General features: G+C 73.9%; 19 protein-coding genes. 11 read left to right on the forward strand and 8 right to left on the reverse strand.

Annotation, left to right across the window (positions count from 1 at the left end; translation table 11 throughout):
• Positions 1-880: alpha/beta hydrolase (locus VGN74_RS07230; protein WP_327446695.1), on the forward strand; the 880-nt coding region annotated here is incomplete at its 5' end.
• A gap of 33 nt (positions 881-913) precedes the next feature.
• On the opposite strand, the gene VGN74_RS07235 is transcribed toward VGN74_RS07230, so the two are convergent.
• From VGN74_RS07235 to VGN74_RS07265, 7 genes are all read right to left on the reverse strand, one after another.
• A complete protein-coding gene (locus VGN74_RS07235) occupies positions 914-1429 on the reverse strand; it encodes a CHAP domain-containing protein (protein WP_327446696.1) in 516 nt (171 codons plus the stop codon).
• An 85-nt stretch (positions 1430-1514) separates the two neighbouring features.
• The gene (locus tag VGN74_RS07240) at positions 1515-2636 is read right to left on the reverse strand and encodes an acyltransferase (RefSeq protein ID WP_327446697.1); all 1122 of its coding nucleotides are present in this window, start codon (positions 2634-2636) and stop codon (positions 1515-1517) included.
• Positions 2637-2670: 34 nt separating this feature from the next.
• Positions 2671-3138 carry a hypothetical protein gene (locus tag VGN74_RS07245; RefSeq protein ID WP_327446698.1) on the reverse strand — a complete coding sequence of 156 codons (468 nt, stop codon included), beginning with the start codon at positions 3136-3138 and terminating at the stop codon, positions 2671-2673.
• A 69-nt stretch (positions 3139-3207) separates the two neighbouring features.
• Positions 3208-3465, reverse strand: a complete 258-nt coding sequence (locus tag VGN74_RS07250; RefSeq protein ID WP_327446699.1) for a hypothetical protein — start codon at positions 3463-3465, stop codon at positions 3208-3210.
• A 32-nt stretch (positions 3466-3497) separates the two neighbouring features.
• Positions 3498-3857 carry a DUF1318 domain-containing protein gene (locus VGN74_RS07255; protein WP_327446700.1) on the reverse strand — a complete coding sequence of 120 codons (360 nt, stop codon included), beginning with the start codon at positions 3855-3857 and terminating at the stop codon, positions 3498-3500.
• A 13-nt stretch (positions 3858-3870) separates the two neighbouring features.
• Positions 3871-4068, reverse strand: a complete 198-nt coding sequence (locus VGN74_RS07260) for a YnbE family lipoprotein (RefSeq protein WP_327446701.1) — start codon at positions 4066-4068, stop codon at positions 3871-3873.
• A 115-nt stretch (positions 4069-4183) separates the two neighbouring features.
• The gene (locus tag VGN74_RS07265) at positions 4184-7351 is read right to left on the reverse strand and encodes an intermembrane phospholipid transport protein YdbH family protein (RefSeq protein ID WP_327446702.1); all 3168 of its coding nucleotides are present in this window, start codon (positions 7349-7351) and stop codon (positions 4184-4186) included.
• 315 nt (positions 7352-7666) lie between these two features.
• On the opposite strand from VGN74_RS07265, the gene VGN74_RS07270 reads away from it, so the two are divergent.
• From VGN74_RS07270 to VGN74_RS07305, 8 genes are all read left to right on the forward strand, one after another.
• Positions 7667-9043: a M23 family metallopeptidase gene (locus tag VGN74_RS07270; RefSeq protein ID WP_327446703.1), complete on the forward strand. Its 1377-nt coding sequence runs from the start codon at positions 7667-7669 to the stop codon at positions 9041-9043.
• Positions 9044-9139: 96 nt separating this feature from the next.
• On the forward strand, positions 9140-11584 hold the full coding sequence (locus tag VGN74_RS07275; protein ID WP_327446704.1) for a DNA translocase FtsK: 2445 nt from the start codon (positions 9140-9142) through the stop codon (positions 11582-11584).
• Positions 11585-11877: 293 nt separating this feature from the next.
• Positions 11878-12519: an outer membrane lipoprotein carrier protein LolA gene (locus VGN74_RS07280; RefSeq protein ID WP_327446705.1), complete on the forward strand. Its 642-nt coding sequence runs from the start codon at positions 11878-11880 to the stop codon at positions 12517-12519.
• A 475-nt stretch (positions 12520-12994) separates the two neighbouring features.
• Positions 12995-13789 (forward strand): exodeoxyribonuclease III, encoded by a 795-nt coding sequence (locus VGN74_RS07285; protein WP_327446706.1) that lies wholly within the window; start codon positions 12995-12997, stop codon positions 13787-13789.
• A gap of 26 nt (positions 13790-13815) precedes the next feature.
• The gene (trmD, locus tag VGN74_RS07290; protein ID WP_327446707.1) at positions 13816-14541 is read left to right on the forward strand and encodes a tRNA (guanosine(37)-N1)-methyltransferase TrmD; all 726 of its coding nucleotides are present in this window, start codon (positions 13816-13818) and stop codon (positions 14539-14541) included.
• 2 nt (positions 14542-14543) lie between these two features.
• The gene (rplS, locus tag VGN74_RS07295; protein ID WP_327446708.1) at positions 14544-14963 is read left to right on the forward strand and encodes a 50S ribosomal protein L19; all 420 of its coding nucleotides are present in this window, start codon (positions 14544-14546) and stop codon (positions 14961-14963) included.
• A gap of 28 nt (positions 14964-14991) precedes the next feature.
• Positions 14992-16230, forward strand: a complete 1239-nt coding sequence (locus VGN74_RS07300; RefSeq protein WP_327446709.1) for a TIGR03862 family flavoprotein — start codon at positions 14992-14994, stop codon at positions 16228-16230.
• Entirely contained in the window at positions 16227-17372 is a 1146-nt protein-coding gene (locus VGN74_RS07305) for a serine hydrolase domain-containing protein (protein ID WP_327446710.1), read from the forward strand. The genes VGN74_RS07300 and VGN74_RS07305 overlap by 4 nt, the downstream gene beginning before the upstream one ends.
• Before the next feature lie 63 nt (positions 17373-17435).
• On the opposite strand, the gene acnA is transcribed toward VGN74_RS07305, so the two are convergent.
• Complete coding sequence (gene acnA / locus VGN74_RS07310) at positions 17436-20132, reverse strand: aconitate hydratase AcnA (protein ID WP_327446711.1); 2697 nt, start codon at positions 20130-20132, stop codon at positions 17436-17438.
• A gap of 262 nt (positions 20133-20394) precedes the next feature.
• Here acnA and ccmA point away from each other — a divergent pair, with 262 nt between their 5' ends.
• Both ccmA and ccmB read left to right on the forward strand, forming a co-directional pair.
• Positions 20395-21006, forward strand: a complete 612-nt coding sequence (ccmA, locus tag VGN74_RS07315; protein ID WP_327447690.1) for a heme ABC exporter ATP-binding protein CcmA — start codon at positions 20395-20397, stop codon at positions 21004-21006.
• A complete protein-coding gene (gene ccmB, locus VGN74_RS07320; RefSeq protein ID WP_327446712.1) occupies positions 21003-21668 on the forward strand; it encodes a heme exporter protein CcmB in 666 nt (221 codons plus the stop codon). Before ccmA ends, ccmB begins: the two co-directional genes overlap by 4 nt.
• Positions 21669-21675: the final 7 nt, after the last annotated feature.

Here is a 21675-nt window from a genome sequence, read left to right on the forward strand (position 1 = left end):
GGACGCCGCCCGGCTGACCCCGCCCCGCCGCCTCGAGATCCCGCTGCCGGAGCGTGAGCCCGACGGCGTGATGACGGCGCTCGAGCTCGGCCCGACCGACCGGCCCGTCGACCTGCTGTTCCTGCACGCCAACGGCTTTCACGGCGGCGTCTATCGCCAGCTGCTGACGCCGCTGGGCGGGGCCCTGCGCGTCCTGGCCCCGGACCAGCGCGGCCACGGCCACAGCCGGCTCACCGCGGCCCCCGAGGGACGGCGCAGCTGGGCCGACCTGCGCGACGACATCGTCGCCCTGCTGGACCGGCTCGACGGCCCGCCGCTGGTGCTGGCCGGCCACTCCATGGGCGGCACGGTCGCCCTGCTGGCCGCCGCCGCCCGCCCGGAGCGGGTGTCCAGCCTGGTGCTGCTCGATCCGGTGATCTGGCCGCGCGCCGCCACCCTGATGCTCAACCTGCCGCTGGCCGGCCGGCTGGCGGGGAAGATCCCGCTGGTGCAGGGGGCCCTGCGCCGCCGCCGCGCCTTCCCCGACCGCCTCGCCGCCGTCGCCGCCTATCGCGGCCGCGGCGCCTTCCGCGGCTGGCCCGATGCGGTGCTGGCCGACTATGTCGCCGACGGCTTCGTCGAGGCCGGGGACGAGGTGCGCCTTGCCTGCGCCGCCGAATGGGAGGCCTCCAACTACGCCGCCCAGGCCCATGACCCGTGGGGCGCCCTGGCCCGCGTCGGCCGGCCGGTGCGGGTGCTGCGCGCGGCGCAGGACAGCACCTGCCATGTCCTGCGCCCGACGCGCCCGGGGGTCACGGTCGAGACCGTCGACGCCGGCCACTTCTTCCCCATGACTGACGCCGGCCTCGCCCGCGACGCCCTGTTCGACGCCGCGGTCTGAGCCGCGTCACGCTATGTCAGAGGGTGGGGCCCGTCAGGGCTGGCCGGACGCCGTGTCCCGGGCCGCATCGCGGGCCGCGTCACGGGCCGCAGTGTAGATGAAGCCATAGGTCGGATAGACCGTGGTGCCGAGGTCGCGGATCGGGCCGTACCAGACCCGCACGGCGCTCCAGTCGCCGGCCTCGGAGACGTCGACCACGGTGACGTCCTCCTCGACCCGGCCGCGGCTGCCGCCCCAGTTGGCGTGGGTCACCTTGATGGCCCGGTCGGTCAGGACGCTGGAGACCACGGCGACGTGGCCGCGGGACATGCGGCCGTGCGGGCGGAACACCAGCACCGAGCCGGTCTCCGGGCTGCGGCCGGTGCGGAAGCGGTCCACCGCCTGGTTCCACCAGGTCCAGGCGTCGCCGAAGATCTGGATGCCCGAGATCATCCGGGCGAAGGTCACGCACTGCCAGTAGGGCTCGTCCGCACGCACCTGAAGCGGGGTCGCCGCCACCAGAACGCCGAGGGTCGCCGCAACCGCGGCGGCTTTGAGCCGTTGAAGCATGTCGGAACTGTTCGCCGTTTCGGGGAAAATTAGGCTTAACCGATCTCCGCGCGGGAGAGAACCCCCCGGCGCGGACGACGCGGCCTCAGGTCGCGCCGGCCGCCGTCGCCGGGCCGGACCGGGCCGCGCCAAGGCCGCGCAGCCAGCGCCGCGCCGGGTGCTCGACCAGGTGGTAGGACACCGCCGCCGCCGCCGGCAGGGCGGCGATCACCGCCAGCCACAGCCACAGCGGCAGGACCTTGTCCTCGGCCCCGACCAGCCGCGCGGCCAGATTGACCGCCAGGATCTGCCAGGGCGCGGCGATCATGTAGACCGAATAGCTGATCTCCCCGAGGTAGACCCCGGCGCGCGACGACATCAGGCCGGCGCGGGCGTTCTCCAGCCCGGCCAGGCCGAGGATCAGCGGCGCGAACAGCAGCACGATCAGCCCGTCCCACAGGGCCGGAAGCGGGATCAGCCCCGGCGGCAGGCTGGCGGCGGCGACCACGCCGAGCCCGGCCAGACCCGCCATCAGCCCGGGTGCCGGAACCGGCCCGCGGCGGTGGATCAGATACAGGGCGCAGCCGAGGGCGAAGCACGGGACGATGCGCAGCGCGCCCCAGCGGATCGTCGCCTCGGTCAGCAGGAAGCCGGCCAGCTGCGCGAACACGACATAGAGGGCCAGCAGCCCCGCGGCCGCGGCGAGGGTCGCCAGCACCGGCCGCGTCCGCAGCCGCCAGGCGACGAAGGCAAAGCCCGGGAACAGCAGATAGGCGAACCACTCCGCCGAGATCGACCAGGACGGATGGTTCCAGCCGGCCTCGGGCGCGAAGCCCCAGGCGTGCAGCAGCAGCAGGTTGGCCGGCAGCGACTCCCAGCTCAGCAGGCTGCCGTCCACGGCGATGCCGGCCAGCCCGGCCACCACCGCCAGCGCCCCGACCCCGACGAGGGTGAACAGGTGCAGCGGATAGACCCGGGCCAGCCGCGCCCACAGGAAGCCGCGATAGCGGAAGCCGCCGGTTCCGGCCGCCTCCAGATAGACGTGGCTGAGGATGAAGCCCGACAGCACGAAGAACAGCTCGACCCCGAGGTAGCCCTTGGTCGCCAGCGTCGGGACGAAATCGACGTCGAGGTTCTTCCAGAAGGTGAACATCACCACCCACATGGCCGCGATGAAGCGCAGGCTGGTGAGGGCGCGCAGGTCAGCGGGGGGCGCGACGGGGGTCATGCCCCCTGCATAGCGACGTCCGCTTCAGGAAAGGTTACGCGCCCGGGCCTTCCATGAGCCGGGCGGTGGCCTCGGCGCAGCCGGCCAGTTCGGTCTCGCCTGCCTCGAACCGCGCCGTCAGGGGATAGACCCGATCGCTCATGCCGTCCGAGCATTCGGTGGCGATCAGGGTCAGGGTGGCCGTGGCGCCGTCCGCCGCCTCGCCCCGCCAGACCGCCGTGGTGCCGACCAGTTCGGGGCCCTCGGCGGCGAACCGCTGCTCCGGCCGGTCGACCCCGGTCAGGGTCAGGGCGCCCTCGCCGATGTCGACGCCCCAGAAGGGCTCCGTGCCCAGCGCCCGCACCGGCTGGCCCAGATCGACGCCGCCCAGCACCACCGGCGCCGTGGGCTCCGGCGGACGCTCCCCTTCCCACGCGCCATCGCCCGCAGGCTCGCAGCCGGCCAGGGCGAGGCCGGCGCACAGGTTCAGGACGGCGAGGGACGGGCGCAGGACGGCGGACATGGATCGCTCCGGACAGGGGACCGGATCAGGCCCCGCGCCCGCGCCCCGGTCAAGCGTCGCCGCAGCGGCTCAGCGCTCGTGGTCGGGCGGCCGTCCGGGGTCGAGGGTGTTGTTGACCCGGTCGTCCCAACCCTCGCGGTGCGAGCGGAAGGCCAGGGCCATCAGCCCCCAGGCCAGACCGAAGGTGCCGAGGATGCCCAGCGCCAGGGCGATCCAGCCGTGCACCGACATCTCGCCGCCGCCGATCGCCTCCCAGGTCGCCCCCAGCAGCCAGGTCGAGAACCCGGCCACCATCAGCGAGAGCAGCAGCAGCAGGGCAAAGCGCATGACCCGCTCGGCGAGGGGCGGGCGCTCCGGCGTCACCGCTGCACCCACTGGCCCTGGGCGTTGCGGTACCACTCACCCGTGGCGATGCGCGGCAGCAGGTTCAGCTCGAACATGCGCGCCCCGGCCACCGCGGCGGTGGTGCCCGCCGCCTCGGCGCTGCGGGCGTAGACCTGGGCCCGGGCGGCGTTGGTCGAGCGCACCGCCTCGCGCAGGGGCGCGTCGTTGCTCTCGAGGCGGAAGCCGACGAAGCCGTCGGCCTGCTCGCCGACCACGCCGGCGGCCTTGGCGGCGTCGATGCGGGCCTTCTCGGCGGCGGTCTGGGCCAGGACCGGGGCGGCCGCCACGGCGGCCACGGCGGCGACGGCCATGAACACATGCGGGGGACGGAACATCACAGCTCTCCGGTCAGAACAGATTGGGGTTTTCGCGCAGCAGCTGCTGCAGCTCCTGGTCCAGACGCACGCGCACATCGGCGTCCAGCCGGGCGTAGATCTGGATCGGATCGACCTGCAGCCGCACCGTCGGGGTGCAGGCCGCGCCGGCGAGGGCGGCCGTCGCCGCGACAAGGGCCAGCGCCGGCCGGACAGGAACGCGCAGGGTCATGGGCGAAATCCGGAAGAAGGAGACGGGGCGTCACACGGAAGACTGAAGGGCCGGACCAGACAACGCGCCAGCGCCTGAACCGGTTCTGAACGAGCCTTCTGATGCTGTCGAGGCGTCACGGCGTCGCCGCCCCGCGCCGCGCCTGATCCAGCGCGATCAGGTCGGCGAACAGCTCGTCGGCGTTGAAGTCCACGTCCAGCGTCAGGTCGATCTCCGTACCCGAGGGCAGCGGCAGCGGCTTGTCGGCGAAGCGCCGGCGGATCACGTCCATCCAGCTCAGCCGGATCTCCTGCCGTTGCGGCGGGTCGTGGCGGCCGTCGACGTTGAAGCGCAGCCGCATCCGGCCGTCGTCGACGCTGTCGATGCTGGCGGTCAGGCTGTCGTAGGCGAGGTTCTCCATGGCCTGGTAGGCCAGGTCCTCGACCATGTTCGGCGGCGCGCCCGGGGCCGCCTCCGCCGGGACCCCGCCGCCTGCCGTCACCTGGCTCAGGGCCGAGCGCGGGATCGACAGCCGCCCGGGCTCCACCGCCGCCAGCTGGCCGCCGGAGATGCGCAGCCGGCCGTCCGCCAGCCGGGTGAACGGCAGGCGGCCGGAGACGCGGGCGTCGATGCGGATGTCCTCGCCCAGCCCGAGGGTGCGCAGGATCTCGCCCAGCTCCACCCCTTCGAAGGTCAGGGCCCCGCTCAGCTCCGCCCCGGGCGCCAGGGGCGCGTCGAACGGTTCGACCCGGATCAGGCCGCCGGCGGCGGTGGCCCGCCCGCCCTCGATGTGCACCCGATCCTCGGCGAGGGTGAAGGTCAGGGCCAGATCATTCAGCGGCGCGAAGGCCGCCACCGCCTCGGCGGTGAGCCGCTGCCCCGGATCGGTGGTCAGCGGCGCCAGGCTGTCGAAGGCCAGGGCGCTGTTCAGCCCCTCGACCCGACCCAGCGGGCTGTCGAAGGCCAGGCCCCGCGCCTCGGCCACGCCGCGGCTGGTCGCCCCCGCCGGCGTCCAGTCGAAGCGCCCGGCGAAGCGCGCCTCGCCCTCGACCGCCCCCGTGATGAAGTCGGCGCCCAGCGGGGTCAGATCGACGGGCTGCAGCCCGCGCGGCGCGAAGGTCAGCGCCGGCGTGTCCAGCGTCAGGGCCCCGACGCCGCTACGCCCGTCGTGGCGCAGCAGGGCCGTGGCCACCGGTCCGGGGGCGCGCGTCGCCGCCGCCGCAGGGACAAGATCGAACCGGCCCTCCCAGATCTCGTCCGTCAGCGCCGCCGCGCCGGTCGCCGCCAAGGTCTCGAAGCGACGCGGCCCGGCCAGATCGACCAGCCGCCCGCTCAGCGCCGGGGCCGACAGGCTCAGCGCCCGCCCGCCGCGCACCGTCAGCGGCCCGCGCGCGTCCTCGACCGCGGCGACGAAGCCGGGCAGGCGCGCCGCCCCGTCCTGCACCGTCGCCTGCAGCCGCCAGCCGCCGTCGCTCACCTGCAGGAACGGCCCGGCGCCGCGGCCCAACACAGGGCACAGGGCCCCGCGCGCCGCCTCGGCGTCGTTCTCCCCCAGCTCCAGCCGCGCCGCCGCCACCGCGACACAGCCGTCCGGCCGGAAGGTCAGGCCGGCGGCGCCGGTCGTCAGGGTTCCCGCCGCCGTCAGGGTCAGGTCCTCGGCCGGGGCGAAGTCCAGCGCCGCCCGGCCCTGCACCCCGGCGACCAGGCCCTCGCCCTGCAGCCGCCAGCGCGCCACCGTCGCCCCCAGCGCCGGCAGCGGCCCCCCCGCCGCCGAGGTCAGGGCCAGGGCCCCGCCGCCCTCGGTCGAGGCGAACAGCGGCCGCCCCGGCAGGGCCGCTACGGTCAGCCGTCCGCCCGCCGCCGGGATCGCCGTCACGACCTGGCCGAGGTCGAGGCGCACCGCCCCCTCCGCCACGCTCAGCCGCACGTCCGGGGCCGTCACCGCCATGTCGGCCAGCGCCCGCTTCATCCCGGCGATCTCGGGCGCGTCGCCGGCGGCCGGGGCCCCCAGCAGCGGCCAGGCCGCCCGCCCGCCGAGGCCGCCCTCGAAGCCGGCGATCAGCGTCTCCCCGGCGCGCAGGTCCAGCCGGCCGCGCCCGCCCACGTCCGACAGGGTCAGGGCGCCGCTCTCCACGCGCCGCGCCGCCAGACTCGCGGGCCCGGTGCTCTCGACGGCCGTTCCCGCCCCGCCGAGTCCCAGCCGGGCGGAGCTGAGCGCCACCGCCTCCAGCGTCAGGCCGGGCCCGACTGCCCGCTCGGCCGCCAGCCGCGCCGGCCCGTCGAGGCGCCAGACAAGACCCTCGTCCCCCTGCGCCGCCCGCCCCGCCCCGGACAGGGTCGCCGACGGCCGCGCCAGCCGCGTCTCGCCCGCCTGACCCGCGGCCGCGGTCAGGCTCGCCGCCACGGTTCCGGCGAAGGCGGGCGCCTCGACGGCGAGACCCGTCAGCCGGCCCTCGGCCGTGATCTCCGCACGCCCCTCGTCAAGGCTCAGCCCGCCCAGCGTCAGCCGCGCCGCCGCCAGCGACAGCGCCAGCTGCGCCGGGCCCTCGCCCGGGCCGATCCCCTCGGCCGCCGCCGGGGCGTCCAGCGCCAGCGTCAGCGTCGCCGCCTCGCCCGCCAGCCCCTCCGCGGCGCCGGTCAGGCCCTCGACCCGGCCGCGCACCGCCAGCCGGCTCCCGACCGTCGCCGCCCCGAGCCGCACCCGCGCGATCGTCGCCGGCCCCTCCGGCCCGTCCAGCCGGATCTGTCTCGCGTCGAGACTCGCCCGGCGCAGCCGTCCGTCCTGCAACAGGGCGTCGATCCCGGCCTCCACCGGTCCCCACGGGGTCGTCAGCACGACCGTCCCGTCGCGCACCTCGATCTCCGGCGACGGGGCGTCGGGGTCAGGCGGCGTCTCGGCCAGCCGCTGCGCCAGCCGGTCCAGCGCGCCCAGATCCAGCCGCCCGTCGGTCCAGCGCGCCCGCAGCCGCGGCTCGGTCAGCACGATGCGCGATGGCCTGAGCGACAGCCCCCCGGCCCAGGGCGCGATCAGGCCGTAGTCGACCTCGATCCGCGCCACGGTCAGGTCCGGGGCCGCCTCGGTCCCCAGCCGCACCCGCCCGGCCGCCCCGTCGACGCCGACCCGGTCAAAGGCCACGTCGGCGGCCACGCCCTGCCCGGCCAGCCAGCGCTCCAGCGCCGCCTCGGCCAGCGGGCCGCGGCCCAGCCAGGCGGCCCCGAGGCCGGCGGCCAGCAGCAGCGCGGCGGCCGATGCGGTCGCCAGCGCCCGGCGGCGACGGACAGGTTTCAGATCAGGACCGGTCAAGGCTGTGTGTTTCCCGGGTCACAAGGGCGTGTCTTGCGGGCCACTTTGAATAGTACAGGCCCCAACATCTGGCACAATGGCGGCGCATCATGTCAGCACCTCGTCGGCATGGCGTGCACATCTTGGCCACAGACTCCGAAGCCGCGGATTTTCCACGGTCACGCCGGTTAACCGTTTGTAACCACCGTCTTCCCAAGATGGTTCGGGCAGGCTATACGCCATCCCCTCGGATGCCGGGGGGACCTTGGCGCCGATCCTGCACCAGTTCGCGTACCGTACCCAGGCGCTGCCCGCGCCGTCGAATGCCGGGGACCGATGGCTCAGTTTGATCCGCGCCGCCAGCCGATGCGTCTGGCCCCCCACGTCTTCACCGCGGTGGCGGCCGTCAGCGTGGCCCTGCTCGCGGGCCGGGTCTACCAGCCCACCGAGGCGGCGGCCGACGAGGCCGGGGTCATGCGGCTCACCGACGACCAGGTGGCGGCGCTGGAAGCCCGGGCCTTCGTGGCGGCCGGCGCGCCGGAGGGCCTCGGCGCCCCCGAGGCGATTCCGGTCGAGGTGCGGCGCGGCGAGAGCTTCGAGGATGCGGTGATGCGCACCGGCGTGGAGGCGGACGACGCCCGCGCCCTGGTGGCCACCGTCGCCAACGCCTTTGACGTGTCGCGCATCGAGGCCGGCCTGCGCTTCGAGACCGCCGTGGCCAAGCCGCGCTCGGGCCGCGGCTCCGCCCGTCTGGTCGGCATGACCATGCGCACCGGCCCGGCCAGCCAGCTGACCGTGTCGCGCAGCTTCGACGGCGCCCTGAAGGTGCGCGCCCTCGAGGAGAAGGTCACCCGCGAGACCCTCGTCGCCACCGGCGAGATTTCCGGCTCGCTCTCCGCCTCGGCCCGTCGCGTCGGCGCGACCACGCCGATCGTGCGCAAGATCTCGCAGATCTTCGCCCACAAGTTCGACTTCGACCGCGACATCCGCCGCGGCGACGACTTCACCCTGGTGTTCGACCGCGCCGTCACCGAGAACGGCCGCACCATCGAGACCGGCGAGCTGCTCTACGCCCAGCTCAAGGGCCAGGTCTTCTATCGCTTCCAGCCGGCCGGCGCGCGCGAGGCGCAGTATTTCGACGCCACCGGCAAGAACACCCGCTCGGCCTTCATGCGCACCCCGATCGACCGGGCCCGCGTCAGTTCAAATTATGGCATGCGCCGCCACCCGATCGCCGGCTACCGCCGCATGCACCAGGGCATCGACTTCGCCGCCCCGACCGGCACCCCGATCGTGGCCCCAGCCGACGGCGTGGTGGTCGAGGCCCGGCGCTGGGGCGGCTACGGTAACTGGTTGCGCATCCGCCACTCCAACGGCCTGGAGACCGGCTACGCCCACCTGTCGCGCTACGCCTCGGGCATGCGCGCCGGCCAGCGCGTGCGCCAGGGCCAGGTGATCGCCTACGTCGGCTCGACCGGCGCCTCGACCGGCCCGCACCTGCACTACGAAGTCTGGCGCCGCGGCCAGCGCATCAATCCGGCCAGCATCCGGGTCGAGGAAGGCACCGTCCTCGCCGGCGCCGACCTGGCCGCCTTCCGCGCCGAGAAGGCCCGCATCGACCGGATCATCGCCGCCGGCGGCGAGCGCCGTCCCGAGGTCGTCCAGGCCACCGTGCGCGGCCTGCGCCCGGTCGAGGCTCCCACCCGGGGCTGATCGAAACCGGGACCGGCGGCCGGCGGTAAACAGCCGCTTAACCCTGACGCGCGCAGATAGGGCTCCGTTCCACGTCGGCCGGAGATTCCGTTCGCCATGACCGCCGTCGACCTCGGCCTGCGCACCGTCGCCCAGGCGAACGCCGTCTGGCGCGCCCCGGTCGTCGCCCGCTTCCGCAGCGCCCTTCTGGCCCTGCTGGCGGCGCTCGCGCTCGTCGCCCTCGCCTCCTGGAATCCGGCGGACCCGAGCCTCAACGCCGCCTCGGGCCTGGCCCCGTCGAACTGGCTCGGGGCGCACGGTGCGACGCTCGCCGACCTGTTCATGCAGACCCTCGGCCTCGCCGCCTGGCCCGCCGCCCTGCTGCTGCTGGCGTTCGGCAGCGCCCGGGCCCTCGCCGGCGCCGTGTCCAGCCGGCTGAACGCCGGGCCGGCGCGGGTCTGGGCCGCCGCCGGCGGCGTCGTGGCGCTCGCTGCGGGCCTGTCGGCCCTCGCCGCCCCCGCCGCCTGGCCGATCGCCGCCGGCCTCGGCGGGCTCGCCGGCGACGTGCTGGTCTGGGCCGTCAGCGCCGCCGTCGACGGCCTCGGCCTGCCCGGCGGCCGGCTGGTCGCCGGCCTGATCGCCGCTCCCCTGGCCCTGGGCCTGCTGGCCTTCGCCCTCGGCCTGACCGGGCGCGACGTCCGCGACGCCGTCGCCTGGCTGCGCCGCGGCGCAGCCCCCCGTCCGGCCGCGCCGCCCGCGCCCGCCGCCGCGAAGCGCCCGGGCCGCAGCCGCGCCCGGGCCGCCGACGCCGATACCGCCCCCCGCGCCCGGGCCGCCGCCCCCGCGCCGGGCCGGCCCCTCGACCGCGCCTTCGCTGACGACGCCCCGGAGGTCGAGGACGACGACGCCCCGCCGTGGGATGCGCCCGCGCCGCGCCCCGGCGCCGGCCGCGCCGCCCCCGCGCCGGCGTCCGAGCCCCGCGTCGCCGCCATCAAGGCCCCGAAGCCGGCCCGCAAGGACGTGGACGACGCCCAGCAGGCCTTCGACTTCGCCCGCCCCTCGACCGGCTTCGACCTGCCGCCCCTGGCCATGCTGGCCAAGCCGACCCGGCGCGTCGGTTCCGTCGACGAGGCCGCGCTCAAGGCCAACGCCCAGATGCTCGAGGGCGTGCTGCAGGAGTTCGGCGTCCGCGGCGTGATCGACCAGATCCGCCCGGGCCCGGTCGTCACCCTCTACGAGCTGGTCCCCGCCCCGGGCATCAAGCACGGCCGGGTTGTCGCCCTGGCCGACGATATCGCCCGCTCCATGTCGGCGCGGGCCTGCCGCATCTCGGTGGTCCAGGGCCGCAACGCCATCGGCATCGAACTACCGAACGCGAAGCGCGAAACCGTCTATCTGCGCGACCTGCTGGCCTCGTCGGAGTATGCCAAGCCCGGCCACCTGCTGCCGCTGGCGCTGGGCGAGACCATCGGCGGCGAGCCCTATGTCGCCGACCTGGCGCGCATGCCCCACCTGCTGATCGCCGGCACCACCGGCTCGGGCAAGTCGGTCGGGGTCAACGCCATGATCCTGTCGATCCTCTACCGGCACAGCCCGGCGGAGTGCCGCTTCATCATGATCGACCCGAAGATGCTGGAGCTCAGCGTCTACGACGGCATCCCGCACCTGCTGGCCCCGGTCGTCACCGACCCGAAGAAGGCGGTGGTGGCCCTGAAGTGGACCGTGCGCGAGATGGAGGACCGCTATCGCCGCATGTCCAAGCTCGGCGTGCGCAACATCGCTTCGTACAATGAGCGCGCCCGCGAGGCGGTGGCCAAGGGCGAGCACTTCGAGCGCACCGTCCAGACGGGCTTCGACGAGCAGGGCCGGCCGGTCTACGAGTCCGAGAAGATCCGCCCCGAGCCCATGCCCTATCTGGTCGTGGTGATGGACGAGATGGCCGACCTGATGCTGGTCGCCGGCAAGGACGTCGAGGGTGCGGTGCAACGTCTGGCCCAGATGGCCCGCGCCGCCGGCATCCATCTGGTGATGGCCACCCAGCGCCCGTCGGTCGACGTCATCACCGGCACCATCAAGGCCAACTTCCCGACCCGGATCAGCTTCCAGGTCACCTCCAAGATCGACAGCCGCACCATCCTCGGCGAACAGGGCGGCGAGCAGCTGCTGGGCCAGGGCGACATGCTCTACATGGCCGGCGGCGGCCGCATCACCCGCCTGCACGGCCCCTTCGTCACCGACCAGGAGGTCGAGGAAGTCTGCAAGCACCTGCGCAGCCAGGGCGAGCCGGAGTATCTCGAGGCCATCACCGACGGCGGCGATGAAGAGGACGGCGGCGGGGCCGGCGAGTTCGGCGGCGGCGGCGACGGCTCCGAGGACCTCTACGACCGCGCCGTGGCGGTGGTCACCCGCGACCGCAAGGCCTCGACCTCCTACGTCCAGCGCCGCCTGCAGATCGGCTACAACCGCGCCGCCTCCCTGATCGAGCGCATGGAGCAGGAAGGCGTCGTCAGCCCCGCCAACCACGCCGGCAAGCGCGACGTCCTCGTCGGCCCGCCGCCGTAGGGCGGCCGAGCCCCTCCGTCTCGCCAGCCGCTCTCCTCCCCCGCGTGCGGGGGAGGGGGACCGCCGAAGGTGGTGGAGGGGGCGACCACATGCGCCGCGCTTGATCGCGCCCCCTCCACCATGCTGCGCATGGTCCCCCTCCCCCATACGCTCCGCTATGGGGGAGGAGATCTCCCCCCCCATGAACGCCCGCTCATCCGGCGGCCGGAATATGGTCAAGGCGGCGCCGCGCCCTTGCCGTCGGTCGCGCGTTATGTGCACTCGGACACAGCCGCCAGGAGGTTCCAGACCCCATGACCGCCCACCTCACCGACCGCCGCACCCTGACCCTGTCGGGCCTCGCCCTGCTGTTCGCCGGCCCGGCGCTGGCGCAGTCCGCCAGCCTGTCGGCCGAGGACCGCGCCGTGGTGGCCGAGGCCCAGGCCTACTTCCAGACCCTGTCGGCGGCGCGCGGCCGCTTCACCGAGACCGGTCCCGGCGGCCAGCAACGCGCCGGCCAGTTCTGGCTGCAGCGGCCCGGCCGCATGCGCTTCGAATACACCGACCCGGCCGGCCTGCTGGTCGTGTCGGACGGCTACAACGTCAAGCGCTACGACCCGCGGCTGGAGACCTTCCAGCAGGTGCCGCTGGGCCAGACCCCCCTGTCGACCTTCCTCGCCCGCAACGTCCGGCTCGACGAGGGGGTGCGCATCGACCGCGTCACCCGGACGCCGTCGGGCGCCTTCGCCATCGTCGCCCGCGACGCGCGCCGCCCCAACGAGGGCGCGGTCGTGCTGGCCTTCGCCGGCAGCCCCGTGCGTCTGCAGGAGTGGACCATCATCGACGGCCAGGGCCAGCGCACCCGCACCCGGCTGACCGAGCTGGAGCCGGCGTCGGGCCTGCCGGGCAGCCTGTTCCAGCTGCGCGATCCGACCCGCCGCCCCGGCCGCAACTGACGACGATCACGGATATGTGACAGAATGGACACGCCGCCGCACCCATTCGAATTCTCTTGAACTTTGGACTTGGCCGTGACATATCAACAACAGGACGGCGGCGGTCGTCCTTTGCCCGACTCGGTCAATCCCCTCCCGACGACGGCGTGAGAGAGAGACGGACTGGAAGGCGTCCGGGGCGACCCGGGCGCCTTCTTTTTTTGGCCCAGCCGTCATCCTCGGGCTTGGCCCGAGGATGACGACGGAGCAACGGGGATGAGCCCGGCGCCCTCTCCCTTCCCCCTCGATGGGGGAAGGGTCGGGGATGGGGGTGGGAACACCGGGCGGCGAAAGACATGGCGCAGGAGGCGGGCGCGTCTCCGTCGTTCGCCCGTCAATGATGCGGTCTCACCCCCACCCAAACCCTCCCCCATAGAGGGGGAGGGCTTTCGCTCTGGGCCCCGCCCCCCGCCCCCGAATCTGCTACCCCTGCCCCATGCTTCGCGTCGCCACCTGGAACATCAATTCCGTCCGGCTGAGGATCGACCAGGTCGCCCGCTTCGTCGCCGAGGCCCGGCCCGACGTCCTGTGCCTGCAGGAGATCAAGTGCCGCGAGGGCGAGTTCCCGGTCGAGGCCTTCCGCGCCATGGGCCTGCCTTACCTGCGCATCGCCGGCCAGAAGGGCTGGCACGGGGTGGCCATCGCCAGCGCCCGGCCGATCCGCGACGCGCCCCGCCTCGACGTCTGCCGCGAGGGCCACGCCCGCTGCGTCGGCGCCGTGGTCGAGGGCGTCGAGATCCAGAACTTCTACGTCCCGGCCGGCGGCGACCTGCCGGACCGGACGCTGAACCCCAAGTTCGACCACAAGCTGGACTTCTACGCGCGCCTCACCGCCGACGTGACCCGCCGCGACCGCGCCGCGCCGCTGGTCATCGCCGGCGACCTCAACATCGCCCCCGGCGAGAACGACGTCTGGAACCACCGCTACATGTCGAAGGTGGTCAGCCACACGCCGGTGGAGGTCGAGACCCTGACCCGGCTGCAGGCCGCCGGCGGCTTCGCCGACGTCGTGCGCGACGCCTTCCCCGACCCGCAGAAGCTGGCCAGCTGGTGGAGCTATCGCGCCGCCGACTTCCGCAAGAGCGCGCGCGGCCTGCGGCTGGACCACCTCTGGACGTCGCCCGGCCTGACCCCGGCCGTCGTCCCCGCCTCGGCCCGCATCCACGAGGAGGTGCGCGCCTGGGAGCGGCCCAGCGACCACGCCCCGGTCACCGTCGATCTGGCCCTCTGAGCCGTTTGCGCCTATGGCGCGGGCCCATGCCCTTCACCGCCACCGTCCTGACCATGTTCCCCGAGGCCTTTCCCGGGCCGCTCGGCGTCAGCCTGATCGGTACGGCCTGGCGCGAGCGCGGCCTGTGGGCGCTCGAAACTGTGGACATCCGGGCCTTTTCCGACGATAAGCGCGGCTTCCTGGACGACACCCCTGCGGGTGGCGGCCCCGGACAGGTTCTAAAAGCGGACGTGGTGGCCCGGGCTCTCGACAGCCTGACAGGGCCGCCCCGGCCGCTTTTGTACATGAGCGCGCGGGGTCGGCCCCTCACCCAGGCGCGCGTTCAGGACTGGGCGAACCAGGACGGCGTCGTCGTCCTGTGCGGCCGGTTCGAGGGGGTGGACCAGCGGGTGCTCGACGCCCGGGGGTTCGAGGAGGTCGCCGTCGGCGACGCGGTCCTCGCCGGCGGCGAGGCGGCGGCGATGGTGGTGATCGAGGCGTGCGTACGACTGCTCCCCGGAGTGCTCGGCCAGGCGGACAGCCTGTCCTCCGAGAGCTTCGAGGACGGGCTTCTGGAGCATCCGCAGTACACGCGACCGCGGACGTTCGAGGGGCTCGACATCCCGGAGGTCCTGCTCTCCGGCGACCATCAGAAGGTCGCCCGGTGGCGTCAGGAGCAACGGGAGATGACCACGCGGGAACGGCGCCCGGACCTCTGGGCGGCGCATCTCGCCAAATCACAGCTAAAGGGCGACAAAGCCCGAGGAGAATGAAGATGAATATCGTTCAGCAGCTCGCTGCCGAGGAAAAGGCCCGCCTGCTCGAGGGCAAGACCATCCCCGAGTTCCAGCCGGGCGACACCCTGCGCGTCAACGTCAAGATCAAGGAAGGCGAGCGCGAGCGCGTCCAGGCCTTTGAAGGCGTCTGCATCGCCCGCGCCGGCGGCGGCATCAACGAGACCTTCACCGTCCGCAAGATTTCGTTCGGCGAAGGCGTCGAGCGCAAGTTCCCGATCCTGTCGCCGTCGATCGAGTCGATCGAGGTGAAGCGTCGCGGCGTCGTGCGGCGCGCCAAGCTCTATTACCTGCGCGATCGTCGCGGCAAGTCGGCGCGGATCGCCGAGCGCCAGATGCAGCGCAAGGAGGTCGCGGTCCCGACCGAAGGCGCCGCCGAGACCCCGTCGGCCGAGAGCTGATCCGCTCCGGCCGGCTGACGGGCCGCCGATGACCGGTCCCGCCACGGCTTCAAGTCCCGACCCCGCCCGGCCGCGCCGGGTGGTGGTCGTGGGCGCCGGCCCCGCCGGCCTGACCGCCGCCGCGCGCCTCGCCGCCGGCGGCGTTTCCGTATCCGTGCTGGAGGCCATGCCCTCCCCGGCGCGCAAGTTTCTGATGGCCGGCCGCGGCGGTCTCAACCTGACCCACAGCGAGCCGCTCGACCGGTTCCGCAGCCGCTACGGCCCCGCCCGCGCCCGCATCGACGCCTGGCTCGACCGCTTCGGCCCCGCCGACCTCGTGGCCTGGGCCGAGGGGCTGGGCCAGCCGACCTTCACCGGCGTCTCCGGCCGCATCTTCCCGAAAGCCATGAAGGCCTCCCCCCTGCTGCGCGCCTGGCTGGCGCAGCTGCAGGCGCTGGGGGTGGAGATCCACCTGCGCCGCCGCTGGACCGGCCGGGACGACGACGGCGTCACCGCCGACGGGCCCGACGGACCGGAACGCTACCCCGCCGACGCCGTGGTGCTGGCCATGGGCGGCGCCAGCTGGCCGCGGCTGGGCTCGGACGGCGGCTGGACCGGCCCACTGGCCGCCCTCGGGGTGGAAATTGCGCCCTTCCGGCCGGCCAACATGGGGGTGAACGTCCCCTGGAGCCCGGCCATCTCCACCCGCTGGGCCGGGGCGCCGCTGAAGAACCTGCGCCTGACCGTCGGCGACCACACCGCCCGCGGCGAGGCGGTGATCACCCGCTACGGCCTCGAGGGCGGCGTCGTCTACGCCCTGTCCGCCCCCCTGCGCACCGCGTCGTCCCTGACGCTGGACCTCAAGCCCGACGTGCCGCTGGACCGGCTGGCGGCGAAGCTGGCCGCCGCCGCCCCCGGCGACAGCCTCGCCAACCGGCTGCGCAAGGCCGCCGGCCTGACCGGCCCCGCCGCCGCCCTGCTGCGCGAGGCCGGCCCGCTCCCCGCCGACCCGGCCGCCCTCGCCGCCCGGATCAAGGGCCTGACCCTGCCGGTCACCGGCGTGCAGGGGCTGGAGCGGGCCATCTCCAGCGCCGGCGGCGTGGCGCTCGACGAGGTCGACGACCGGCTCATGCTGCGCCGCCTGCCCGGGGTGTTCGTGGCCGGCGAGATGCTGGACTGGGAGGCCCCGACCGGGGGCTATCTGCTGCAGGCCTGTTTCGCCTCCGGCACGGTGGCCGCCGACGGCGTGATGGCCTATCTGGCGCAGCGAGAGGGGATCAGCCGATGACCGACACGCCCGAGATCCACGGCGTCTGCCCGCCGCGCTTCGCCGCCGTGCGCGACGCCTTCGCCCGCAATTTCACCGGCGCCCCCGAGGGGCTGAACGAACAGGCCGCGCGCTTCGCCGTCTGCCTCGAGGGCGAGCCGGTCATCGACCTGTGGGCCGGCCGCGCCGACGCCGCCGGGACCACCCCGTTCGGCCCGCAAACCCTCACCCCGGTCTTCTCCACCGGCAAGGCGGTGATGGCCCTGCTGATCGCCTGGGCCGTCGAGCGCGGCAAGCTGGCCTATGAGGAGAAAATCGCCGACCTCTGGCCCGAGTTCGGCGACGCCGGGAAGGACCGCATCACCGTCGGCCAGCTGCTGTCGCACCAGGCCGGCCTGCCCGGCTTCGACAGCCCGGCCGAGCCGGACATCTGGTTCCAGCCGCAGGCGGTGCTCGACCGCCTCGCCGCCCAGGCGCCCATGTGGCCGACCGGCGAGGGCTCCGGCTACCACCCGATCACGGTCGGCTTCCTCGCCAACGAGGTGTTCCGCCGCGCCGACGGCCGCACCATGGGTCAGGCCCTGCGCCAGGACTTCGCCGAGCCCTTCGGCCTCGACCTGTGGATCGGCCTGCCCGAGGCCGAGCACGGCCGCGTCGCCCAGCTGAAGAAGCCCTCCGCCGCCCCCGACCTCGGCGAGATCGACGCCATCAAGCGCGCCGCCTTCCTCGACCGCGGCTCGGCGCCCGGCGGGCGCGGCTCGACCGAGTGGCGCCTGGCCGAGATCCCGTCCGCCAACCTGCACGGCACGGCGCCGGCCCTCGCCCGCCTCATGGCGGTCCTGGCCAATGGCGGCCGGCTGGGCGAGCGCCAGATCCTGTCCGCCCCGGTCCTGACCCAGGCCATGCGCGAGCGCGTCTGGGGCCGCGACCGGGTGCTGCCGTTCGACATCAGCTGGGGCGCCGGCCTGATGCGCAACAAGCGGCTGAACGTGCTGGGCCCGAACCCGGACGCCGTCGGCCACTACGGCTGGGGCGGCTCCTGCGCCTTCGCCGACCCGGCCGCCCGGGTCTCGGGGGCCTATGTCATGACGCGCCAGAGCCCCCACCTGATCGGCGACCCCCGCGCCCTGGCCCTGATCGAGGCGCTTTACGGGGCCCTCTGAAACGCAAAGGGCGGGGCGACCCTTCGGCCGCCCCGCCCCTCAGGTCCTGCCCGGACCGCGGCGTCAGCCGCGCGCCAGGTTCCGCAGCACGAACGGCATGACGCCGCCGGCCTTGAAGTATTCCATCTCGGTCTCGGTATCGATGCGGCAGCGCACCGGGAAGCGGGCCATCTTGCCGTCCGCCGGACGGAACAGCTCGACGAACAGCTCCTGACGCGGCTTCAGCTTGCCGATGTTGGCGTCCGACAGGCCGCGGATGGTGACGATCTCGTCGCCGGTCAGGCCCAGCTTCGTCCAGCCGTCCGCCTTGAACTGCAGCGGCACCACGCCCATGCCGACCAGGTTGGAGCGGTGGATGCGCTCGTAGCTCTCGGCGATGACCGCGCGCACGCCCAGCAGGCGCGTGCCCTTGGCCGCCCAGTCGCGCGACGAGCCGGTGCCGTACTCCTTGCCCGCGAACACGACCAGCGGCCGGCCCTCGGACTGGTAGCGCATGGCCGCGTCATAGATCGACATCACCTCGCCCGAGGGGAAGTGCTTGGTCACCCCGCCCTCGATCTCCGGCGTGATCCGGTTGCGGATGCGGATGTTGGCGAAGGTGCCGCGCATCATCACTTCGTGGTTCCCGCGGCGGGCGCCGTAGGAGTTGAAGTCCAGCGGATCGACGCCGTGGCCGGTCAGGTACTTGCCGGCCGGCGAGGCGGTCTTGATCGAGCCGGCCGGGCTGATGTGGTCGGTGGTGATCGAGTCGCCGAAGATGCCGAGGATGCGGGCCTCGACGATGTCGGCGATCGGCGCCGGCTCCATCGACATGCCCTCGAAGTACGGCGGGTTGCGCACATAGGTCGAGGCGTCGTCCCAGGCGTAGGTCTGGCCGCCGGTGACGTCGATCGCCTGCCAGTGGCTGTCGCCCTTGAACACGTCGGCGTAGCGCTTGGCGAACATCTTCGGGGTGACGGACTTCTTCTGGATCGCGGCGATCTCCGCCGAGGTCGGCCAGATGTCCTTGAGGAAGACGTCCTTGCCCTTCTTGTCCTGGCCGATCGGCTGGGTGGCCAGGTCGAGGCGCATGGTGCCGGCCAGGGCGTAGGCCACCACCAGCGGCGGGCTGGCCAGGTAGTTGGCGCGCACGTCCGGGTTCACCCGGCCCTCGAAGTTGCGGTTGCCCGAGAGCACGCTGACGGCGACGAGGTCGTTCTCGTTGACCGCCTTCGAGATGTTCTCCGGCAGCGGGCCCGAGTTGCCGATGCAGGTGGTGCAGCCGTAGCCGACCAGGTTGAAGCCGAGGGCGTCGAGGTCCTTCTGCAGGCCGGCGTCGGTCAGATAGTCGGTGACCACCTGCGAGCCCGGGGCCAGCGAGGTCTTGACCCACGGCTTGACCTTCAGGCCCAGGGCGTGGGCCTTGCGGGCCACCAGACCGGCGGCGATCAGCACCGACGGGTTGGAGGTGTTGGTGCAGCTGGTGATGGCGGCGATCACCACATCGCCGTCGCCGACGGTGAAGTCCTCACCGGCCACCGCGGCGCGCGGCGCGTCGGCCGGGCGGGCGAAGGTCTCGGTCAGATGGCCCTCGAACTCGGCGGCGGCGCCGGTCAGCAGCACGCGGTCCTGCGGCCGCTTCGGCCCGGCCAGCGACGGCACCACCGTCGAGACGTCCAGCTCGAGCACGTCGGTGAACACCGGGTCCTCGGAGCTCTCGTCGATCCACAGGCCCTGCGCCTTGGCATAGGCCTCGACCAGCTGCACCCGCGCCTTGTCGCGGCCGGTGGCGGTCAGATAGTCGAGCGTCGCCTGCGACACCGGGAAGAAGCCGCAGGTGGCGCCGTATTCCGGGGCCATGTTGGCGATGGTGGCCTGGTCCTCGATGGTCAGGGCCGAGACGCCCGGGCCGAAGAACTCGACGAACTTGCCGACCACGCCCTTCTTGCGCAGCATCTGGGTGACGGTCAGCACCAGGTCGGTGGCGGTCGCGCCTTCCGGCAGCTTGCCGGTCAGGCGGAAGCCGATGACCTCGGGGATCAGCATCGGGATCGGCTGGCCCAGCATGGCCGCCTCGGCCTCGATGCCGCCGACGCCCCAGCCCAGCACGGCCAGGCCGTTGATCATGGTGGTGTGGCTGTCGGTGCCGACGACCGTGTCCGGATAGGCCACGGTGGCCTTGCCCTCGGCGGCGGTCCAGACGGTCTGGGCCAGGTTCTCGAGGTTCACCTGGTGGCAGATGCCGGTGCCCGGGGGCACCACGCGGAAGTTGTTGAAGGCCGACGAGCCCCAGCGCAGGAAGCGGTAGCGCTCGATGTTGCGCTCGTACTCGCGCTCGACGTTCTGCTGGAAGGCGCCGGCGGTGCCGAAGTGGTCGACCATCACCGAGTGGTCGATGACCAGGTCGACCGGGTTCAGCGGGTTGATCTTGGCCGGATCGCCGCCCAGCGCCGTCATGGCGTCGCGCATGGCGGCCAGGTCGACCACCGCCGGCACGCCGGTGAAGTCCTGCATCAGCACCCGGGCCGGGCGGAAGGCGATCTCGTGCTCGACCGCACCCTTGTTGTCGATCCAGGCGGCCACGGCCCTGAGGTCGGCGTCAGTGACAGACACCCCGTCCTCGTTGCGCAGCAGGTTCTCCAGCAGCACCTTCATCGAGCGCGGCAGGCGGGCGATACCGGTCAGGCCGGCTTCCTCGGCGGCGGGAAGGCTGTAATAGGCGTACTTCTTGCGCCCGACGGTGAGATCGCGCCGGGTGGAGAGGCTGTCGACTGACGGCATGGGAGGGTTCCTCTGGTCATCGCCGCCCGACAATTCGGTTGCGCCCCCGCGCGCTCGGCGACGGGGCGCACAGGACCTCGTCGCGCGCGGCGGAGACCCGCTGCGGCGAAGGGTCTCTTAGTCCCGCCGAACGTCGGCGTCCATGCGCGCGCGAACATGAGAAACGCTCGCAAGATCAGCCCTCTCCTCCCCATGCAATGGGGAGGTGGCGCGGCGCGAAGCGCCGTGACGGAGGGGCGGCTTCAGCGTGGCGCGACCTGACATGATCACCGCCCTGTCCCTTCGCAGCCTCGCCCTGTCGCGCGGCGAGCGGCCGCTGTTCCGCGACCTCGACCTCGACCTGAACGCCGGCGAGGCCGTGGCCCTGACCGGGGCCAATGGCGCCGGCAAGACCTCCCTGCTGCGCGCCGTCGCCGGGCTGCTGCGCCCCGACGCCGGGACCGTGGGCTTTGCCGGCGCCGGCGGCCTGCTGGACCCGGACGAAGCCCGCGCCGGCCTGCATCTCGTCGGCCACCTCGACGGCCTCAAGGGGGCGCGCACCGTGGCCGAGGAGCTGGCCTTCCAGAGCCGCTGGCTGGGCGGCCGCAACCCGTCGGACGCGATCGCCGCCCTCGGCCTTCAACGGTTGACCGGGCTGGAGGTGCGCCGCCTCTCCGCCGGTCAGCGCCGCCGCGTCGCGCTGGCCCGGCTGATCGCCGCGCCCCGGCCCCTGTGGCTGCTGGACGAGCCCCTGACCCCGCTGGATGCGACCTGGCGCGCCGCCTTCGGGGAGTTGATGACCGCCCACCTCGCCGGCGGCGGCCTGATCCTCGCCGCCGTGCACGATCCCCTGCCGGTCCCGGCCCGCGAGATCGTCGTCGGAGCCCGCCCATGAGCGCCGCCCTCCTGCTGCTGCGGCGCGAGCTGGCGCTGGCCTGGTCCGGGGGCGGCGGGCCGCTGCTGGCGCTCGCCTTCCTCGCCGGCCTGACCACCCTGATCCCGCTGGCCGTGGGCTCCGACCCGCGCGTGCTGGCGACCCTCGCCGGCGGCGTCGCCTGGATCGCCCTGACGCTGGCCACCCTGCTCTCCCTCGAGCGCCTGTTCGAGCGCGACCTCGAGGACGGGGCGCTGGACCTGCTGACGCTCGGGCCGCTGCCGCTGGAGGCGGTGGTGGCGCTCAAGGCCCTGGCCCAGTGGCTGGCGCTGGGCCTGCCGCTGGCGGTCGCCGCCCCGGTCGCGGCCCTGGCGCTGGGCCTGCCCGCCGCCGCCGTCCCGACCGCCGTCGCCGCCGGGCTGATCGGCGGGCTGGGGCTGGCCTTCACCGGAGCGCTGGGCGCGGCGGTGGCGCTGGGCGCGCGCCGCGGCGGGGTGCTGATCGCCGTCGTCGCCCTGCCCCTGTTCATCCCGCCGGTGATCTTCGGGGCCGGCGCGGTGCTGCGCGCGGCGGAGGGAGCCTCGCCGGTCTCCGCCCTCGCCTTCCTCGGCGCCTACAGCCTGTTCGCCGCCGCCCTCACCCCCCTGTTCGGCGCCGCCGCCCTCCGCAACGCGCAGGGTTAGGCGCCCG

It is taken from the genome of Brevundimonas sp., assembly GCF_035998205.1.
Lineage (GTDB): Bacteria > Pseudomonadota > Alphaproteobacteria > Caulobacterales > Caulobacteraceae > Brevundimonas.

What these genes read in the sequence shown, in the direction of transcription:
- VGN74_RS07235 (WP_327446696.1), bottom strand. Translation starts at nt 1,429, where the DNA reads ATGCTTCAACGGCTCAAAGCCGCCGCGGTTGCGGCGACCCTCGGCGTT.
- VGN74_RS07240 (WP_327446697.1), bottom strand. Translation starts at nt 2,636, where the DNA reads ATGACCCCCGTCGCGCCCCCCGCTGACCTGCGCGCCCTCACCAGCCTG.
- VGN74_RS07245 (WP_327446698.1), bottom strand. Translation starts at nt 3,138, where the DNA reads ATGTCCGCCGTCCTGCGCCCGTCCCTCGCCGTCCTGAACCTGTGCGCC.
- VGN74_RS07250 (WP_327446699.1), bottom strand. Translation starts at nt 3,465, where the DNA reads ATGCGCTTTGCCCTGCTGCTGCTGCTCTCGCTGATGGTGGCCGGGTTC.
- VGN74_RS07255 (WP_327446700.1), bottom strand. Translation starts at nt 3,857, where the DNA reads ATGTTCCGTCCCCCGCATGTGTTCATGGCCGTCGCCGCCGTGGCCGCC.
- VGN74_RS07260 (WP_327446701.1), bottom strand. Translation starts at nt 4,068, where the DNA reads ATGACCCTGCGCGTTCCTGTCCGGCCGGCGCTGGCCCTTGTCGCGGCG.
- VGN74_RS07270 (WP_327446703.1), top strand. Translation starts at nt 7,667, where the DNA reads ATGGCTCAGTTTGATCCGCGCCGCCAGCCGATGCGTCTGGCCCCCCAC.
- VGN74_RS07275 (WP_327446704.1), top strand. Translation starts at nt 9,140, where the DNA reads ATGACCGCCGTCGACCTCGGCCTGCGCACCGTCGCCCAGGCGAACGCC.
- VGN74_RS07280 (WP_327446705.1), top strand. Translation starts at nt 11,878, where the DNA reads ATGACCGCCCACCTCACCGACCGCCGCACCCTGACCCTGTCGGGCCTC.
- VGN74_RS07285 (WP_327446706.1), top strand. Translation starts at nt 12,995, where the DNA reads ATGCTTCGCGTCGCCACCTGGAACATCAATTCCGTCCGGCTGAGGATC.
- trmD (WP_327446707.1), top strand. Translation starts at nt 13,816, where the DNA reads ATGCCCTTCACCGCCACCGTCCTGACCATGTTCCCCGAGGCCTTTCCC.
- rplS (WP_327446708.1), top strand. Translation starts at nt 14,544, where the DNA reads ATGAATATCGTTCAGCAGCTCGCTGCCGAGGAAAAGGCCCGCCTGCTC.
- VGN74_RS07300 (WP_327446709.1), top strand. Translation starts at nt 14,992, where the DNA reads ATGACCGGTCCCGCCACGGCTTCAAGTCCCGACCCCGCCCGGCCGCGC.
- VGN74_RS07305 (WP_327446710.1), top strand. Translation starts at nt 16,227, where the DNA reads ATGACCGACACGCCCGAGATCCACGGCGTCTGCCCGCCGCGCTTCGCC.
- acnA (WP_327446711.1), bottom strand. Translation starts at nt 20,132, where the DNA reads ATGCCGTCAGTCGACAGCCTCTCCACCCGGCGCGATCTCACCGTCGGG.
- ccmA (WP_327447690.1), top strand. Translation starts at nt 20,395, where the DNA reads ATGATCACCGCCCTGTCCCTTCGCAGCCTCGCCCTGTCGCGCGGCGAG.
- ccmB (WP_327446712.1), top strand. Translation starts at nt 21,003, where the DNA reads ATGAGCGCCGCCCTCCTGCTGCTGCGGCGCGAGCTGGCGCTGGCCTGG.